This is a genomic window from Sorangium sp. So ce381 (assembly GCF_051473845.1).
Classification (GTDB): Bacteria; Myxococcota_A; Polyangia; order Polyangiales; family Polyangiaceae; genus Sorangium; species Sorangium atrum.
This window is the reverse complement of sequence record NZ_CP150336.1, coordinates 8274329-8291913: the sequence shown is the minus strand read 5'-3', so window position 1 is coordinate 8291913 and position 17585 is coordinate 8274329. Positions and strand designations below refer to the sequence as shown.

Genomic DNA, 17585 nt, shown 5'->3' with positions numbered 1-17585 from the left:
CGCCGCCGCCCCGCCGCGACGGGTCATGAGCCGCCGGCGACGCGCGGTCCAACCAGGCACCTGGGACAACCCTGACGGGCAAGGACCGTAGCGAGTGGACGCGTGGGACAACCACGATGGGTAAGGGGCATGGCGAGTGGACTCCTGGGATAACCCTGACAGGTAAAGACTGTATGTCTATCACCTGCTCTGGCTCAGCTCGCCACCGCCACATCGGGCGCTACGCTGTTGTCTGATCAAGGGTGATGTCGCAGCCGCCCCCATGGCGAGCTCGGCAGAACCATGGCCTTCCATGACATGGCGGCGACGACCGCCCGCGGAGGAGCGAGACGATGACAAGGACCTTATTCATGGTGTTGGCGTGCGCGGCTGCCGCGCTGAGCAGCGCGTCGTGCGGAGGGACGGACAAGGGCAATCGGGCCACGGGCGGCGGCGACACGGACAGCGGCGACACGGGCAGGGGCGACGACACAAACGGCAGCGATGCGAGCGGCGGCGACGCAAACGGCAGCGACGCGGGCGGCGGCGCCACGTCGGGGACCGGCGCGCAGCCGGGGTCCGGGCAGCAGTTCTCCGTCGATGCGCAGGGCGGGACCTTCACCGCGGAGGACGGCTTCACGATCGACGTGCCGCCGGGCGCGGTGAGCGAGGACACGGTGATCACCATCGAGCGCATCGAGGAGGCGCCCGAGGGCGCGGTGGGGCCCCTGTACGTGCTCGGCCCGGAGGGCCTGACGTTCGCCAGGCCGATCACGCTCACGCTGCCGATCACCGTGGAGCTCAAGGCGGAGCTTGGCGAAAACACGGTCCTCGGCGCCTATGGCTTCACCGCGCAGCAGGGCTCGGACGATTTCGCGCCGCTCGAGCGACACGACGTCTCCAGAGACCGCGTCGTCACCGAGACGGACCGCCTCTCCAGGATCTATCCCGGGATGATCCTGCCGACCCCGATGGCGAGCCAGCACCGCTACCCGAGCGCGCTGGCCGCCGACGAGTCCTTCCTCTACTTCGCGAGCGGCGGCACCGAGGACGTCGCGACCGGGGACAACAACGACGGGTTCATCTACCGCGTGAGGCTGGGCACCGCCGAGCCAGAGGCGATGATCCCCGCCGATCCCGATCCCAAGGCGCTGTGGGTCGACGGCTCCCACGTGTACTGGGCGAGCGGCGGCGACGATGATCCCGTGATCCCCTCGGCGCTCCGGCGCGTCGACAAGGCGACCCTGGAGGTGGAGACGCTGGCCCAGATCGGCTATGTCGTGAGCGTCATCGGCGACGCGTCGGCCCTCTACTTCGGCGACGGCGACGGCGAGAACATCTACACGATGCCGCTCGACGGCGGCGAGCCGGTCGTCCTCGCGTCGGACGCCGGCAGGCCCGCGTACCTCGCGCAGGACGCAGAGAACCTCTACTGGACCGGCGGAGCCGCGACCAACAAGGTCTACAAGGTGGCGAAGTCGGGCGGGGAGGTCACCGTCATCGCCGACGACGAGGCCGAGCCGGCCGGGATCGCGGTGGACGCGGAGTTCGTTTACTGGGCCAACGCCGGCGACGGCGGCGTCTTCAAGGCGCCCATCGCCGGAGGGCAGAAGACCTTGGTCCATCAGGGGAGCTCGATGTCGGGGCTGGCCCTCCGGGGCTCGACGCTGTTCTCGACGGACATGCGCGGGAATCGCAGCGTCAACGCGCACGATCTCGAGAGCAACAGGACCGTCCTGCTGGCGTTCGGACAGCCCGTCCCCTGGCGCGTCATCGCTCCGGAGGGGCAGCGCGTGTTCTGGTCCAACGCCGGCGACTACCGCTACCAGGGGCAAGTCGCGTCCTACCACGCTCCTTGATCGTCCCTGTCCCCGTTGCCACGATCGCGGCCCTGGCGTTCACCAGCCGGGATCGAGCGCCGGCTCGACAGGCACGAACGGACCGACCTCACCAAGGCTCCCGCCGAGGTGGAGGCGCAAGCCTTCACCGCCCTGCCGATGGAGGAGGCTGCCGCCTCCATCGCTGGGGGCGAGCGACGGTCTGCCCCACGGCCCGCATCGCGATCCTGCGCTGCGAGGCCATGGAAGGCACGGGAGCGCTCAGGGGATCGTCCCAGGCACGCTCCCTGCTCTCTGTTGGAGTGCGGGCGCGGCCGAGAGGCCAGCATACCAAGGGGAGTCGAACCATGAAGATCACTGCGTATCATCTCTGTCTCGGTCTCATCACCTTCTCGATGGTCACGGGCTGCGTCGCGGCGGACGACGGCAGCATCGATGAGGAAGACACCGTGGAGAGCGCCGAGGCGCTCGGCGGAAACCCCGACCCCTGCGCGATGGGGACCAACCCGAACTTCACGAGCGCGCAGCTCACCGCGGTCGGAGCAAGCGAGAACTACGTCCGCGCCTTCCAGTGGATCGACAGCATCTGTCCTGATATCGGGCAGGATCGAGCGACGACGATCGTGGATTTCCCCGTGCCCGGCTATTACCAGCACCAGACCCCGGAGACCTACCGCTTCGACGTGCAGCCGTCCTTCTGGGGGGCCTCTTCCACCTCGTGGAGCGACGCGTCGCAGGCGATGAGCGAGTGCGCGAACACCAAGATGGCCACGCGCGTGCAGCGCTGGGACGCGGCGACAAGCCAGTTCGTGCAGCTCACGTACAAGGAGCAAGCGGGCGCGTGGATCTGGGACAACCCGCTGGCCGGCCGCGGGCACTGCTCGACGCCGGCGTTCGTCTACTTCCACGAGAACTACGGCACCGCGCAGCAGGTCGCCACGAGCAAGTACCGGGTCCGCACCTGGGCCACGCAGCCCGACGGCTCCCACGCGACCGTCTGGATCACGGGAACGCACACGGGCCTGTAATCCGCGCGCGACGATCCGCGGTGTCGAGCGGCCCGATCGATCGCTACTCTCGGGGTCGAGGAGCGCCCATGTCCGATCCGCACGACCTGCAACGATTCGTGGACGCGCAGGCTCCGGTCTATGCCCGCGTCCTGGCCGAGCTGCGCCGAGGAGAGAAGACCAGCCACTGGATGTGGTTCATCTTTCCGCAGCTGAAGGGCCTGGGCCACAGCGCCATGGCCCAGAGGTACGGCATCGCTTCGAAGGCCGAAGCCGAGGCGTATCTGCAGCACCCGACGCTCGGTCCGAGGTTGATCGAGTGCGCTCGCCTCGTGAACCAGATCGAGGGGCGCTCGCTCTACGACATCTTCGATAGCCCCGATGACATGAAGTTTTGCTCGTCGATGACCCTGTTCTCCCGCGCGGCCCCCGGCGAGGGGGCGTTCCTCGCGGCGCTCGACAAGTACTGCGGCGGCGAGCCCGATCCGCGAACGCTCGCGCTGCTCGAGTAGCGCTGGCCGTCGTCGGACGCGCCGCTGGATCGCCCCCGTGCGCAGCGCGTCGATGCGCGCTCTCTCTCGTCGCCGTCGCGCGCGCCGTTTCTATCTGTAATATTCCGATGTCACGGTCTCCAGCGGCTCGCGCGGGAGCCAGCAGGACCGCCGTCGCGGACGCCAGGTTCCCGGAGGCCAGCTCAAGATTTCGCCCCGGGCGGCCGTCTGGAACCGAGGCAGCGCAATTTCCTACTTGATCCGCCGTCGTGGACGGACGAGTGAGCCGGCGCTCGCTCCGGCCGGGGGCGATCGAGAGGACCATCACCCGTGGATGCATTGTCGTACCAGTCGCTCGTAACGGGCGCCGTCGCGCTCATGGTCGCACGCACCTTCTATGTGCGTGTCAAGAAGGCCCCTGAAGGCAACGAGACGATGGCGCGCATCGCGCGCTACGTCCGCGAGGGGGCGATGGCCTTCCTCGCGCGCGAGTACAAGGTGCTCGCCGTCTACGCCGCCGCCGTCTTCGCGCTCCTGGCCGCGACGCTCGGGCTCCTGTCCGCGGGCGCCTTCGCCGCCGGCGCGTTCCTGTCGCTCATCGCCGGCTTCTTCGGCATGAAGGCCGCGACGTACGCCAACGTTCGCACGGCCGAGGCTGCCCGCGCGCACGGCAAGCCCACCGCGCTCGTCACCGCGCTCGACGGCGGCGCCGTCATGGGCCTCTGCGTCGCGGGGCTCGGCCTCATCGGCCTGGGCGGCATCTATGCCCTGTTCCGCAGCCACGAGCACCTCGCGACGATCGTCCACTCGTTCGCCGTCGGCGCGAGCTCGATCGCGCTCTTCGCCCGCATCGGCGGCGGCATCTACACGAAGGCCGCCGACGTCGGCGCCGACATCGTCGGCAAGGTCGAGGCGAACATCCCCGAGGACGACCCCCGCAACCCGGGCGTCATCGCCGACAACGTGGGCGACAACGTCGGCGACATCGCGGGCATGGGCGCCGACATCTACGAGAGCTACGTGGCCGCGGTCGTCGCCGCGATCGCGCTCGGCCTCACGCTGCCGATCGCCAAGCTGCAGCAGCTCGCCCCGTCGGTGAGCGAGCAGGAGCTCCGCGCGATGGCCGTGTCGCTGCCGCTGCTCCTCGCGACGATCGGCCTCGCGGTCTCGGTCGTCGGCATCTTCATCACGCGCGCGCTCAAGAACCTGCCGCCGGCCCGGGTGCTGCGCCTCGCGCTCATCGTCCCGCCGTTCCTCGTCGTGTTCGCGGCGGCCGGCATCCTCCCGGGGCTCGGCTTCAGCTCCGGCACCGTCATCACCCTCGCGGCCGGCGCGGCGGGCGGGGCCATCGTCGGCCTCGTGACCGACTACTACACGTCGATGGGCCCCATCCACAAGGTGGCCCAGAGCTCGCTCACCGGCCCCGGCACCAACGTCATCCGCGGCATCGCGGTCGGCCTGGAGAGCGTCGCGATCCCCCTCATGACCCTCGTCGCCGTGGGCTGGATCTCGAACCACTACCTCGGCCTCTACGGCATCGCGCTCGCCGCGGTCGGCATGCTCGCGGGCACCGCGATCGTCATGACCGTCGACGCGTACGGCCCGATCGCCGACAACGGCGGCGGCATCTCCGAGATGGCCGGCCTCGGCAAGGAGGTCCGCGCGATCACCGACGAGCTCGACGCGGTCGGCAACACCACGGCGGCCGTCGGCAAGGGCTTCGCGATCGGCTCGGCGGTGCTCACCGTCGTCGCGCTGTTCGCCGCCTTCAACATGGAGGTCGACGCGGTCCGCCGCGCGAAGGGCCTGCCGGAGCTCGTGCTCTACCTGACGGACGCGAAGGTCCTCATGGGGCTCCTCTTCGGCGCGCTCCTCCCGTGCCTCGTCGGCGCGCTCACGATGACCGCCGTCGGCCGCGCGGCCGGCGCGATCGTCGAGGAGATCCGCCGTCAGTTCCGCGAGATCCCCGGCCTGCTCGAGGGCAAGCCCGGCGTCGACCCGCAGCCGAAGGTCATCGTCGACATCGCCACGTCGGCCGCCATCCGCGAGATGATCGCGCCCGGCGCCATCGCGGTGCTCGCGCCGGTCGTCGTCGGCTTCGTGGCCGGCCCCGAGGTCCTCGCGGGCACGCTGGCCGGCGCCCTCGTCGTCGGCGCGGTGCTCTCGCTGATGATGGCGAACGGCGGCGGCGCCTGGGACAACGCCAAGAAGCACATCGAGAAGGGCGGCCTCGACGGCCACGCGAAGGGCTCCGACGCCCACAAGGCCGCGGTCGTCGGCGACACCGTCGGCGATCCCTTCAAGGACACCTCGGGCCCCGGCATCTCGATCCTCATCAAGGTGATGGGCGTCGTGTCGCTCCTCATCGCCCCGCTCATCGCCTGAGCGGAAGCGTCGTCGCGGCGAGCGACGATGGAGAACGCGGCCCCTACCGGCCGCGTTCTCGCTTTTGTGGCCTCGCGCGCGCTCGCGGGCGACGGAGGCTGATGTCCTGCCTCAGCCATCGAAGTTCCTCTGCTGACAGCGGAGCTTCCGTGCTGTAAATGGCCTATCTCCGGCGGGGGAGAAGGATGGTCGGGTGAGGATCAGCCGCCGCTCGCAGGTGCCGCCGTTCGCTGTCATGGAGGTGCTCGCCGCCGCCAACGCGCGGCGCGCGGCCGGTGAGCCGGTCATCAGCCTGTGCGCGGGCCAGCCGGGCTCCGGGGCGCCCGCGGCCGTGCGCGCGCGGGCGGCCGCGCTCCTGGCGGAGGGCGACCTCGGGTACACCGAGGCGCTCGGCATCCCGGCGCTGCGCCGCGCGCTCGCGGAGCACTACGGCCGCTGGTACGGCGTGGATCTCGACCCGTCGCGCGTCGCGCTCACCACCGGGTCGTCGGGCGGGTTCCTGCTCGCGTTCCTCGCGGCGTTCGAGGCGGGCGACCGCGTGGCGCTCGCTCGCCCGGGCTACCCGGCGTACCGGAACATCCTTCGCTCCCTCGGGGTGGAGGTGGTCGAGCTGCCGTGCGGCCCGGAGAGCCGGTTCCAGCTGACGACGTCGCAGCTCATGGCCGCGCGCGACGGTGGAAAGCTCGACGGCGTCATCCTGGCGAGCCCGGCGAACCCGACGGGCACGATGGTCGACGCCGCGGAGCTCGACGCGATGGCGCGCTGGTGCGCGGAGCACGGCGTCCGGCTTGTGAGCGACGAGATCTACCACGGCCTCACGTACGGCCCGTGGGCCGGGCGCCAGGCGACGGCGGCGCGCCACGTCGACGCGGGCGCCGTCGTCGTCTCGAGCTTCTCGAAGTACTGGGCCATGACGGGCTGGCGCCTGGGGTGGCTCGTCCTGCCGCCCGAGCTCGTCCCGACGGTCGACGCGCTGGCGGGGAACCTCGCGCTGTGCCCGCCCGCCCTGGCGCAGCACGCGGCGCTCGCGGCCCTGACCCCGGAGGCGTACGCCGAGGCGGACCGGCTGGTGGAGGGCTACGCGGCCGCGCGCGACCTGCTGCTGCGGCGGCTGCCCGAGCTCGGCTGGAAGGTCGCCCCGCCTGACGGCGCCTTCTACCTCTATGCCGACGTCGGCACGGACGACTCGGTGGCGTGGTGCGAGCGGCTGCTCGCCGACACGGGCGTGGCGCTCACGCCGGGCACGGACTTCGACGGCATCGGCGGCGCGCGGTACGTCCGGCTGTCCTTCGCGGCCCCGGTCGAGCAGGTCGACGAGGCGGTGACGCGGATCGTCGCCTGGCAGCGCGCGCGGTGACCGACGGGGGGTCTCTGGAGGCGCCCGGGGAGCTCACGAGGCGGCGCGTGTCTCCTTCGGCTTCCGCCGGCCCTCTGGCATGAGCACGGCGCGGGCCGTGTCGATGAACGCGCGCAGCTTCGCCTGCGCCTGCGCGCGGGCGGGGAAGTAGAGGAAGAAGCCGGGCCCCGTCGGCGCATGGCGCTCGAGCGCCGTCGCGAGCGCCCCGCTCGCCAGATCCTCGGCGACGGCCAGATCGAACATGTACGCGAGCCCGAGCCCGTCGCGCGCGAGGGACACCGCCAGATTGGCATCGTTCACCGTGAGCGTGCCAGGAGCTTGCACGGTGATCTCGCGGTGATCGCGCACGAACTCCCAGCGATAGAGCGCGGAGCTCTGGAATCGGTACCGGATGCACGTGTGGGCGAGCAGATCTTCGGGTTCCTCCGGGCGGCCGTGGGCGGCGAAGTACGACGGTGCGCCGACGACGAGCCAGCGGAGATCCGGCGTCAGGCGCACGGCGGTCATGTCCTGGGCGAGGTCCTCGCCGAGCCGGACGCCGGCGTCGAAGCCGCTCTCGGCGAGATCGACCAAGGCGTCGTCCACCGAGATCTCGACGGCCACGTCGGGGTAAGCGTGGCGGAAGCGCGGGAGCACCGGCTCGATCACGAAGGGCACGGCCGTCCGAGGGACGGTGAGGCGGAGCAGCCCCGCGGGCTGGCCGCGGAGCTCGTCGAGCGCCTCGAGCGCGGCGCTGATCTCCCCGGCCGCGGGCGCGAGGCGCTCGTGCAGCCGCTCGCCGGCCTCGGTGAGCCCCACGCGGCGCGTCGTGCGCGAGAAGAGCGGGAGGCCGACGCGGCGTTCGAGCGCGCGGATCGCCTGGCTCACGGCGCCCGTGGTCACGCCGAGCTCCGCGGCGGCGGCGCGGAAGCTGCGGTGCCTCGCCACGGTGAGGAAGACGGTCAGACCCTCGAAGCGGTCCGTCGCGCGGTTCATGGCGCGATTGTATAGCAGCGCTTATCGGCTCGTTTGGCGCCGTGGGTCTACCGGTCGCGGCGGGGCGGGTACATCTAACCAGCGCGCGGCGGGGCATGCCGCCCTGCGCGCAGGGAGAGGACGAAGGAGGCAGCATGGCCATCACCCTGGTCAACCCCAGCGGGTTACCGAAGATCGAGGCGTATCGACAGGTGGCGGTCGCCACCGGGTCGAAGCTCGTGTTCATCGCAGGCCAGGTCGCCTGGGATGCCGACGCGAGGACGATCGGCAGGGGCGACTTCGCCGCTCAGGTCGAGCAGTGTTATCTCAACGTCGCCACCGCCCTGGCCGGGGTTGGCGGCTCCTTCAACGACGTGGCGAAGCTGACCATCTATGCCGTCGGCTGGACTCCCGACAAGATGCCCCTGCTGCTGGAGGGGATCGCTCGGGCGGCCGCGAAGCTGGGAGTCACCCCGGTGCCGCCAGGCACGCTGCTGGGGGTCAGCGCGCTCTCCGACCCCGAGCACCTGGTTGAAGTCGAGGCCACCGCGGTCATCGACTGAGCGCGGCGAGGAGCGGAGCCCCGCCCCGCTCCACCCCACCATCGGGCCCCAACGTGAACGTTTACGTGGTCGTTTACGTGAACGTTTACGTGGTCGTGGTCGTGGTCGTGGTCGTGGTCGTGGTCGTGGTCGTTCACGGCCTATCGTTGACGACCACGACCACGACCACGACCACGTAAACGACCACGACGACGACCACGTAAACGTTCGAATGTGGGAGAACGCGGCGCGACGCTTGGTCAAGTGACCTCGGGCCGGCGGCGCTCTAGCCCGCGAGTTGCGCGCCGCTTCCGCCGTTGCCGGCGAGCTGGGTCTGGTACAACGCGTGGTAGTGGCCCCCTGCGGCGAGGAGCTCCGCATGCGTGCCGCGCTCGACGATGCGCCCTGCGTTCATCACGAGGAGCATGTCGGCGTCGCGGATCGTCGAAAGGCGATGCGCGATGACGAAGCTCGTGCGCTGGGCGCGCAAGGCGGCCATCGCGCGCTGGACGAGCACCTCGGTCCGGGTGTCGACCGAGGAGGTCGCCTCGTCGAGGATCAGGATCGCCGGGTTCGCGAGGAACGCGCGGGCGATCGTGATGAGCTGCTTCTCGCCGGCGCTCAGGTTGCCCGAGTCCTCGTTGATGACCGTATCGTAACCGGCGGGCAGGGCGCGCACGAAGCGGTCGACGTGCGCCGCGCGCGCGGCCTCCTGGATGTCGGCCTCGGTCGCGGCCGCGTTGCCGAACGCGATATTGTCGCGGATCGTGCCAGAGAACAGCCATGTATCCTGCAGCACGATACCGAGCTTCGCGCGCAGCTCGCGGCGAGGCAGGCGCGCGATGTCGATGCCGTCGATCAGGATCCGACCGCCGTCGAGCTCGTAAAACCGCATCAAGAGGTTCACGAGCGTGGTCTTGCCGGCGCCGGTCGGGCCGACGATCGCGACCGTCTGGCCCGGCATGATGGTGAGGTCGAGGTCCTCGATCAGGGGCTCGTCGGGCTTGTAGCGGAACGTGACGTGCTCGAACCGGACCTCGCCGCTGACCTTCGGCAGGGCCGCGGGCGGGGTGGCGTCGGGGGACTGGCCTTGTTCGTCGAGCAGCTCGAACACCCGCTCTGCGGAGGCAACGCCCGATTGCAGGACGTTCGTGACCGACGCGAGCTGGCCGAGCTGCTGAGAGAACTGACGCGAGTACTGGATGAACGCTTGCACGCTGCCGAGCAGCATCGCGCCCGACGCGACGCGCAGGCCGCCGACGACGGCGATCGCGACGTAGGTCAGGTTCCCGACGAAATTGACCGCCGGCATGATGATGCTGGACATGAACTGCGCGCGGAAGCTGGTCTCGAACAGCTCCTGGTTCGTGGACTGGAAGCGCGCCTCGACGTCGCGGCGTCGCCCGAGCACGTTGACGAGCGAGTGGCCGGTGAACGCCTCCTCGATCTGGCCGTTGAGCACGCCGACCTGCGCCCACTGCGCGACGAATTTCGCCTGCGCGCGCTTCGCGACCGCCGCGGTGGTGAGCACCGAGAGCGGCACGGTGAAGAGCGTGATCACCGCGAGCACCGGCGAGATCACGACGAGCATGATGACGATGCCGACGAGCGTCAGCGCGCCGTTCATGATCTGCGTCAGCGTCTGCTGGAGGCCCTGCGCGACGTTGTCGATGTCGTTCGTGACGCGGCTCAAGAGCTCGCCGTGCGGGCGGCCGTCGAAGTAGGCGAGCGGCAAGATGGCGAGCTTGTCCTGCGCCTCGGCGCGGAGCTGCCGCACGGTGCTCTGCACGACCCTGTTGAGCAGGTAGCCCTGCAGCCAGGCGAACAGCGACGCGCCGGCGTAGAGCACCATCACGAGCAGGAGCAGCTGGGCGAGCTCGCGGAGCTGGATGCCGCGGCCGGGTACGACGTCCATGTGGCCCACGAGCTCGGCGAGCCGCGCCTGGCCGGAGCGCTGGAGCTCGGCGATGGCCTCGGCCTTCGTGGCGGCCGCCGGGAGGCGAGCGCCGATCACGCCGGAGAAGATGATGTCCGTCGCGTGGCCGAGCAGCTTCGGACCGGTCAGGCCGAGCCCCACGCTGAGCAGCGAGCAGGCGAGCACGACCGCGAGGCGCACGCGCTCGGGGGCGAGGCGGCCGAGGAGGCGCCGCGCGGAAGGCGCGAACTGCTTCGCCTTCTGCGGCGGCGCGGCCCCCATGCCAAAGGGGCCGCGCGGCAGGATCGGGGAGCGCGCCCCCGCGGGGGCGGCGGGCGGGGGACCAGCGTGACGCGCGCTCATGCGGCCACCGCCGTCTCGCGCTGCGAGGCCACGATCTCGGCGTACGTCGGGCACGACGCGAGCAGCTCGGCGTGCTTGCCCTGGCCGACGATCTCGCCGTTGTCGAGCACGAGGATCTGGTCCGCGTCGACGATGCTCGACACGCGCTGCGCGACGATGATCACCGTGGCGGCGCGCGTGCGCTCGGCGAGCGCGGCCCGCAGCCGGGCCTCGGTCGCGACGTCGAGCGCGGAGAAGGCGTCGTCGAACAGGAACACGCGCGGCCGGCGCAGCAGGGCGCGGGCGATCGACAGCCGCTGGCGCTGGCCGCCGGAGACGTTCGTGCCGCCCTGCCCGATCGGCGAGTCGAGCCTTCGCGGCATCGCCTCGACGAAGTCGCGCGCTTGCGCGGCGGCGAGCGCCGCCCAGAGCTGCTCGTCGGTCGCCTCGGGGTCGCCGTAGCGCAGGTTCGAGGCCACCGTGCCGGAGAACAGGAAGGGTCGCTGCGGCACGAGCCCGATGCACGACCACACCGCATCGAGGGAGAGCATGCGCGCGTCGACGCCGTCGAGCCGGACCTCGCCCCTCGTCGGATCGATGAGCCGCGCGATCAGGTCGAGCAGCGTGGTCTTGCCCGAGCCGGTGCTGCCGATGATCGCGGTGACCTGCCCGGGGCGCGCCACGAACGAGATGCCGCGAAGGACGGGCAGCTCGGCGCCCGGATAGCGGTACTCGACGTCTCGCAGCTCGACGAGGCCGGCCGGCTCGACGAGCGTGACAGGCTGGTCGGGGGCGTGCACGGACGGCTCGGTGTCCAGCACCTCGACGATGCGCTCGGAGCACGCGGCCGCGCGCGGCAGCATGACGGCCACGAACGTCACCATCATCACGGCCATCAGGATCTGCACCAGGTAGGCGAGGAAAGCGGTCATCGAGCCGATCGCGAGCGTGCCGTCCGCGATCCGGTGCGCGCCGAACCACAGGACGGCGACGCTCGAAGCGTTGAATACGAACATCACGGTCGGGAACATCAGCGCTTGCAGGCGTCCGATGCGCAGCGCGGTCTCGGTGAGGTCGCCGTTCGCGTGCTCGAAGCGCGCCGCCTCGGCGCGCTCGCGCACGAAGGCGCGGATCACGCGCACGCCGGTGATCTGCTCGCGCAGCACGCGGTTCACCGTGTCGATGAGGGGCTGCATCCGCCGGAACTGCGGCACCATCCGCGACATGATCGCGACGACGGCGCCGGCGAGCAGCGGCACCGCGATCGCGAGCAGCCAGGCGAGCGACTCGTCCTCGCGCAGCGCCATCACGATGCCGCCGACGCACATGATCGGCGAGAGGACGAGCATCGTACAGCCCATCATCACCACCGTCTGCACCTGCTGGACGTCGTTGGTCGTGCGCGTGATGAGCGACGGGGCGCCGAACCGCGACAGCTCGCGCGCGGAGAACTCGCCGACGCGGTGGAACACCGCCGCGCGCAGGTCGCGACCGAAGCTCATCGCGGCGCGCGCGCCGGCGTAGTTCGCGGCGACCGAGCAGACGATCTGGACGCCGGTGATCGCGAGCATGATCGCGCCGAGCTCCAGGATCCGCGACGTATCACCGAGCGCGATGCCCTGATCGATGATGTCGGCGTTCAGGCTCGGCAGGTACAGCGAGGCGAGCGTCGCCACGAGCTGGAGCGCGACGACGAGCGCGAGCAAGCGCGCCTGCGGGCGCAGGAAACGGCCCAATAGCTGCCTCAGCAAGGCTCCTCCTCTTCGGGGCGGCGGCGGATACCATCGAGCAGGATCGCCACGACCTCCGCGGCGGTCAGGGGCATGCCGTCGGTGATCCGCGGGTGGGTGCCCGCGAACGTCATCATGCGCAGCAGCCGCGCTGCATACGCCGGATCGCAGCGCAGCTCGTCGCGCGACGCCTCGAACAGGCGCTCGAGCTGCACGTGAACCTGCTCATCCTGGCGCGGCGTCTGAGCGCACCCGGATTCGGGGCGTATGGGGGGCGGCATCGTCATGCCGAGCATCGATATGAGCTGCCAGATGCCCTCGACGCGGCGCTGCAGGATCTCGACCGCCTGGATCGAGCGATCGCGCAGCGGCGCCGCGAGATCGATGCGCTCCAGCTCTCGCAGCGTCGGCGTCGGATCGAACAGGGTCGCGATCGCGGCCTGGATCAGCGACTCCTTGTCGGGGAACACGCGGAACAACGTCCCCTCCGCGGTACCGGCGGCCATCGCGATCTGCGCCGTCGTCACGTTGCGGCCGTACAAGCGCAGCAGCGGGATCGTCGCCGCGATGATGCTCGCGCGACGCTCCTCCGGACGCAGGGGAGGAGCTCGCCGGCTAGGTGGTGCCATGCGTCCCGTGTACCGGAGTGAGCGCTCACTCGTCAAGAGTGAGCGCTCACTCATTCAACCGTAGGCCCCGGATCAGCGCGCCCCGGAGAGCCTCGCGATGAACCCGCGCGACTCGCTGTCGCTCTCGCTCCCGAGCGGCGCGTCGAGCCCGTCGAGGTGGAGCGCGCCCGTCACGGTGCCGGCGACGTAGACGGGCCCGCCGAGCGCCCCGTCCACAGCGACGACGCGGAGGGCGACGGTGCCGGCTCCTTCGACCTTGGCCGCGGAGATCAGGTTGCCCTGCGCGTCGAGCCGCATCAAAAACCCCGCCCGCTTCTGCGACGTCGTGAGGCTCCCGGCGCTCCCCAGCGGGATCTCGCCCGTGAACTCCCCCGTGACGTAGATCGCGCCCGCGCCGTCCACCGCCACGCCGGCCGCGACCTGGCTCTCCTTGCCGTCGCCGAACCCGCGGCTCCACACGACGCCCTTCCTCGAGACGCGCGCGACGAAGAAGCTCTCCGTGTCCCCCGCGTCGGGCAACGCCGGGCAGCCGCCGCCGAAGTCGACGACCCCCCGGTACGAGCCGGCGATCACGACGTCGCCGCCCGGGAGCAGCGCGGCGCCGTGCTGCGCCACCTGCTGATCCCCCTCGAGGCTCAGCGTGATCACGTCCACGAGAGCGCCGCTGATCGCAGCGTAGCGCGCGACGAAGACGTCGCGCTGCTCCGCGGCGAAGGGGGTGTCCCCACCGAACGTGACCGCTCCGTCGAGCGACTCGTAGTCGCCCACGACCGTCACGAGGTTGCCGCTCGCCTTCGGGTTGACGGGGAGCGCCTTGACGGTCACGGCCGCCCGCGGCCCGAGGCGGTGTTGCCACTTGCACGCGCCGTCCGCCGGGTAGAGCGCGGCGAGCAGCGCCGACTCCGCCGGGACGCTCTTCAGCTCGCACGGGCCGAAGCTCCGGCCGGCGTCCGACACGTCGACGGCGAAGACGACCGCCTCGGAGCTCGCCGCCATGGCGCGCGCCGTGGTGTTGTGCTGCGCGTCGAGGCTCCACGCCCACCCGCAACGGCCGTTCGCGTCGAGCGCCGCGACGAAGCTCGTCGTGTAGCTGGTGGCGACCAGCGGCGGGCCGACGCGGCACGCGTCGAGGAGCCCACCGGGGAGATTTGTGGCCCCCGCGGCCTCCCCGGCCACGTAGGTGGCGCCGCCGCCCGCGGCCAGGTGCAAGCCCCAGACATCGTTCGCCGACAGCCCGTACCGGGAATCGTTGGTCCCGCCGGAGGTCCACTTCGCGACCGAGAAGCGAAACGCCCCGCTGTCGAGGACCTCCGTGACGACCGCCGTCAACGCGCCATCCGACGCCGCGAGATCGCCGACGTCGAAGCCGAGCGTCTCTCCCCAGCTGGCCGACGGCTCGACGAGGGTGCCCTCGGCGTCGCTGCACAGCGGACCCCCGCCGCCGCTGCCCCCGCCGCCGCCCCCGCCATCGCCGCTGCTGCCTCCGCCGCCGCTGCCACCTCCGCCGCTGTCGCCGCCTGCTCCCCCGGTGCCCGCATCACCGGCGCCCGTACCACCGGCGCCCGAGCCTCCCGTGCCAGGGCCCCCCGAGGAGGAGGCCGAGGCGGCGTCCGCGCTGGACTCCGACGGAGCCAGCTCGCCGACCTCCAGCCCGATGAGCGCGTTGCAGCCTCCCGCCGCCGCGGCGAGCAGGCAGGCGCACGACACGACGGACCGGATGGCGCGCGGTTCGGGTCTCATCGGGTCGGCTCTCCGTTGCGTGGCATCCTCGATCCGCCACCGAGGCAGCGCGGGCTCAATGGCATTCCCTGACGTAATTGGGAAAAGTGATGGTCGACTTGCAGGTGAGGTCGCAGGAGCCGAACGGGCCCCGGCTTCCACACGCGACGTCGCTCAGGAACACGTTGTTCTTCGCGGTACAGACGAGCAGGCCAGTGCATTTGACCGCGTCGAACTCCGTCTCCTCCACGCCGCTGCAGTCGTAATCGAAGCTGCGTCCCGGAGGGATCGGCGTGTCATAGAAGGTGCTCGGCTGGTTCGGGTGGACCGAGGGGTTGTCGTCGTTGCAATCGTCGCCGCCCTCGCACGCGGTCGACAGATAGCCATCCCCGTCGGCGTCGCAGTCGACGGTGCCGCCGCTGGAGCTGGAGGTCGCCGGGCCAGCGCTCGTGCTGGAGGTCGTCGCGCCGCCGCCGGCGCCGGAGGTCGCCGGGCCGGCGCTCGCGCTGGAGGTCGCCGAGCCGCCGCCCGAGCCGGAGGTCGCCGGGCCGGCGCTCGCGCTGGAGGTCGCCGAGCCGCCGCCCGAGCCCGCGGAGCTGCCGCCGGCGCCCGGCGCGCCGCCGCCGGCGCCCGTCGAGCCCTCGCCGTTCCCGCCGGCGCTGGAGGTCTCGGCGTCGCCACCGGGGCCCGCCGCGCCCGAGGACGCGGCGGCGGTGCTCGCCGATTCCGTGGCGCCGCTCCCGCCGCCCGTGCCGGTGCTGGAGCGTTCCGTGAAGGTGGCGTCGGGGAATCCACAGCTGAGTCCGGCAGGGAGGGCCAGGCAGAACAGGAAGAGGCGGTGAAGCGAGCGCATCCTCTCATGGAAGCTGCCAGTCCCCCCTTCGTCAACCCGGGCCGGAATGCGCGCCGCTGCGGTCCGGTCGCAGGCTCCGTGTCGTCGTGCGGAAATGTCATGGACTGCTCGTGTGGTGCGCTGGCGTCCGCGCATGGCGCTCACGGCAACCCCTTCACCCGGGCGATGAACCCTTCGCCCGACGCAGGGCTGGAATGGTCGCTGGGGACGAGAGAGAACGTCTCCGTCAGCTCACCGCCGATGGTGAAGGGATCGCGGATCGTCGCGCCCGGCGCGACCGCCCACACGCCCACGGTGCCTGTCCCCGCGAACGCGGTCGCGGAGAGGACGTTGCCGCCGGGATTGAGCACGATCAGAAAGCTCTGCAGCTCGTCCGCCCCGGCCGTGAGGCTCTCGCCGTTCCCCAGGGCGATCTCGCCCTCGAGCGTCCCGGCGATGTAGATCGCGCCTGCTCCGTCCACCGCAAGACTGACGACCATCTGATCTCGCTTCTCGTCGCCGAACCCGCGGCTCCAGACCACTCCCTCCTTCGAGACGCGCGCGACGAACGAGTTCTCCGTGTCTCCCGTGGGAGGAAGGAGCGGGCAGTCGTCCTCGAAGCTGAAGGACGGCCCGGTGTAGGTCCCGGCGACCACGACGTCGCCGCCCGGGAGCAGCGCGGACCCGTGCCGCGCCGCCGCCTGGCTCCCGGCGGCCGTGAGCGGGATGAGGCCCGTCAGGGCGCCGTCATCGAGCCGGAAGCGCGCGACGAACAGGTCGCGATCCGGCGCGCGGGGCAGCGTTCTCCCCTGGATGGCGAGCGGCCCGTCCGGCGCATCGTAGTCGCCGACGACGAGCACCTCGCCGGTCTCCGGCGCGGCGATGACCTCCGCGACGTGCACGGCCGCGGAGGATCCGAGCGCGCGGCTCCACCGGCACTTGCCGCCTGCGTTGAAGGTCACGAGATCCGTGACCCCGCGCTGGTCGGCGGCCCCGAGGACGCAATCGTCCGTGGTCGCGCTCGTCGCCCGTGATCGCGAGACGGCGAAGGCGACGCGGTCGGTCGTCGCCGCGAGCCCGAGCGGGTAGGCGTTGGACTCGGCCTCCACGCTCCAGGCCCACCTGCACTTGCCCAGCGCGTCGAGCGCCAGCAGGAAGCTCGGCTTGCGGCCGGTGTCCGCGCCCGCGCTGGCGGTGCACCTGCCGCCGGACGCGAGCAAGGTGAGGGGAGCTTCCGACCAGGCGGCCACATAGGCGAGGTCCGAGACGACGGCCAGGTGCTCGGCCGAGACGCTGCCGAGCATGTCGCCGGTCGTCGTCCCGTACGCGCTATCGCGGACCCCGGACGCGCTCCACCTCGCGACCGAGAACCCCGTCATGATCTTGGTGGGCTCGCTGGCGAGCTCCCGGCTCTCCTTGATCAGGGCCGTCACCTCGCCGTCTCGCGCCGCGAGGCCGACGACCGACAGGCCGGACAGCTTGCCCCACTCTCCCGAGGGTGCCCGGACGGCTCCCTCGCGGGTGTAGCTGCACAACGCCTCGTTCCCGCCGCCCGAGCCGCCCTCGCCGGCGCCGCCCTCGCCGGAGCCGCCCTCGCCGGAGCCGCCCTCGCCTGAGCCGCCGTCGCCGGAGCCGCCCTCGCCGCGACCGCCTTCGCCTCCTGCGCCGCCGGCCGACACGCTCGAAGCGGTCGCGCCCGCGCCGCCCGTCGAGGAGTCGAGCTCGCCGACCTCGAGCCCGATGATCGCGTTGCAGCCCCCCGCGGCCGCGGTGATGAGCAGCCCGGCGCAGAACATGGGTCGAGTGCTCCTGAGATCGCGCTTCATCTCCCGTCTCCTGGTGGCGCGGCGCCGCCGCGGCCGTCA

14 protein-coding genes are annotated in these 17585 nt (G+C 71.4%); 7 read left to right on the top strand and 7 right to left on the bottom strand.

The window, feature by feature from the left end; translation table 11 throughout:
- Positions 1 to 332: 332 nt before the first annotated feature.
- The 5 genes from WMF29_RS30735 to WMF29_RS30715 all read left to right on the top strand — a co-directional run bounded on the left by WMF29_RS30735 (position 333) and on the right by WMF29_RS30715 (position 7057).
- Complete coding sequence (locus tag WMF29_RS30735; protein WP_437323690.1) at positions 333 to 1838, top strand: DUF5050 domain-containing protein; 1506 nt, start codon at positions 333 to 335, stop codon at positions 1836 to 1838.
- A 326-nt stretch (positions 1839 to 2164) separates the two neighbouring features.
- A complete protein-coding gene (locus tag WMF29_RS30730) occupies positions 2165 to 2845 on the top strand; it encodes a hypothetical protein (RefSeq protein ID WP_437323689.1) in 681 nt (226 codons plus the stop codon).
- 68 nt (positions 2846 to 2913) lie between these two features.
- Positions 2914 to 3336, top strand: coding sequence for a DUF1810 domain-containing protein (locus WMF29_RS30725; RefSeq protein WP_437323688.1), 423 nt, complete (start codon positions 2914 to 2916; stop codon positions 3334 to 3336).
- 309 nt (positions 3337 to 3645) lie between these two features.
- Positions 3646 to 5700, top strand: a complete 2055-nt coding sequence (locus WMF29_RS30720) for a sodium-translocating pyrophosphatase (protein WP_437323687.1) — start codon at positions 3646 to 3648, stop codon at positions 5698 to 5700.
- Positions 5701 to 5893: 193 nt separating this feature from the next.
- A complete protein-coding gene (locus WMF29_RS30715) occupies positions 5894 to 7057 on the top strand; it encodes a pyridoxal phosphate-dependent aminotransferase (protein ID WP_437323686.1) in 1164 nt (387 codons plus the stop codon).
- 33 nt (positions 7058 to 7090) lie between these two features.
- Here WMF29_RS30715 and WMF29_RS30710 read toward each other — a convergent pair whose 3' ends face one another.
- Complete coding sequence (locus WMF29_RS30710) at positions 7091 to 8032, bottom strand: LysR family transcriptional regulator (protein ID WP_437323685.1); 942 nt, start codon at positions 8030 to 8032, stop codon at positions 7091 to 7093.
- 134 nt (positions 8033 to 8166) lie between these two features.
- Here WMF29_RS30710 and WMF29_RS30705 point away from each other — a divergent pair, with 134 nt between their 5' ends.
- Both WMF29_RS30705 and WMF29_RS30700 read left to right on the top strand, forming a co-directional pair.
- Complete coding sequence (locus WMF29_RS30705; protein ID WP_437323684.1) at positions 8167 to 8574, top strand: RidA family protein; 408 nt, start codon at positions 8167 to 8169, stop codon at positions 8572 to 8574.
- Between the two features lie 53 nt (positions 8575 to 8627).
- Positions 8628 to 8753, top strand: coding sequence for a hypothetical protein (locus WMF29_RS30700; RefSeq protein WP_437323683.1), 126 nt, complete (start codon positions 8628 to 8630; stop codon positions 8751 to 8753).
- An 86-nt stretch (positions 8754 to 8839) separates the two neighbouring features.
- Here WMF29_RS30700 and WMF29_RS30695 read toward each other — a convergent pair whose 3' ends face one another.
- The 6 genes from WMF29_RS30695 to WMF29_RS30670 form a co-directional block, all read right to left on the bottom strand.
- A complete protein-coding gene (locus WMF29_RS30695) occupies positions 8840 to 10831 on the bottom strand; it encodes an ABC transporter ATP-binding protein (protein ID WP_437323682.1) in 1992 nt (663 codons plus the stop codon).
- Positions 10828 to 12561, bottom strand: a complete 1734-nt coding sequence (locus WMF29_RS30690; protein ID WP_437323681.1) for an ABC transporter ATP-binding protein — start codon at positions 12559 to 12561, stop codon at positions 10828 to 10830. Before WMF29_RS30690 ends, WMF29_RS30695 begins: the two co-directional genes overlap by 4 nt.
- On the bottom strand, positions 12555 to 13169 hold the full coding sequence (locus tag WMF29_RS30685) for a TetR/AcrR family transcriptional regulator (protein WP_437323680.1): 615 nt from the start codon (positions 13167 to 13169) through the stop codon (positions 12555 to 12557). The genes WMF29_RS30690 and WMF29_RS30685 overlap by 7 nt, the downstream gene beginning before the upstream one ends.
- Before the next feature lie 72 nt (positions 13170 to 13241).
- Complete coding sequence (locus WMF29_RS30680) at positions 13242 to 14909, bottom strand: hypothetical protein (protein ID WP_437323679.1); 1668 nt, start codon at positions 14907 to 14909, stop codon at positions 13242 to 13244.
- Positions 14910 to 14964: 55 nt separating this feature from the next.
- Positions 14965 to 15741, bottom strand: a complete 777-nt coding sequence (locus WMF29_RS30675) for a hypothetical protein (protein WP_437323678.1) — start codon at positions 15739 to 15741, stop codon at positions 14965 to 14967.
- Positions 15742 to 15881: 140 nt separating this feature from the next.
- Positions 15882 to 17546: a hypothetical protein gene (locus WMF29_RS30670; RefSeq protein WP_437323677.1), complete on the bottom strand. Its 1665-nt coding sequence runs from the start codon at positions 17544 to 17546 to the stop codon at positions 15882 to 15884.
- Between the last annotated feature and the right edge of the window lie 39 nt (positions 17547 to 17585).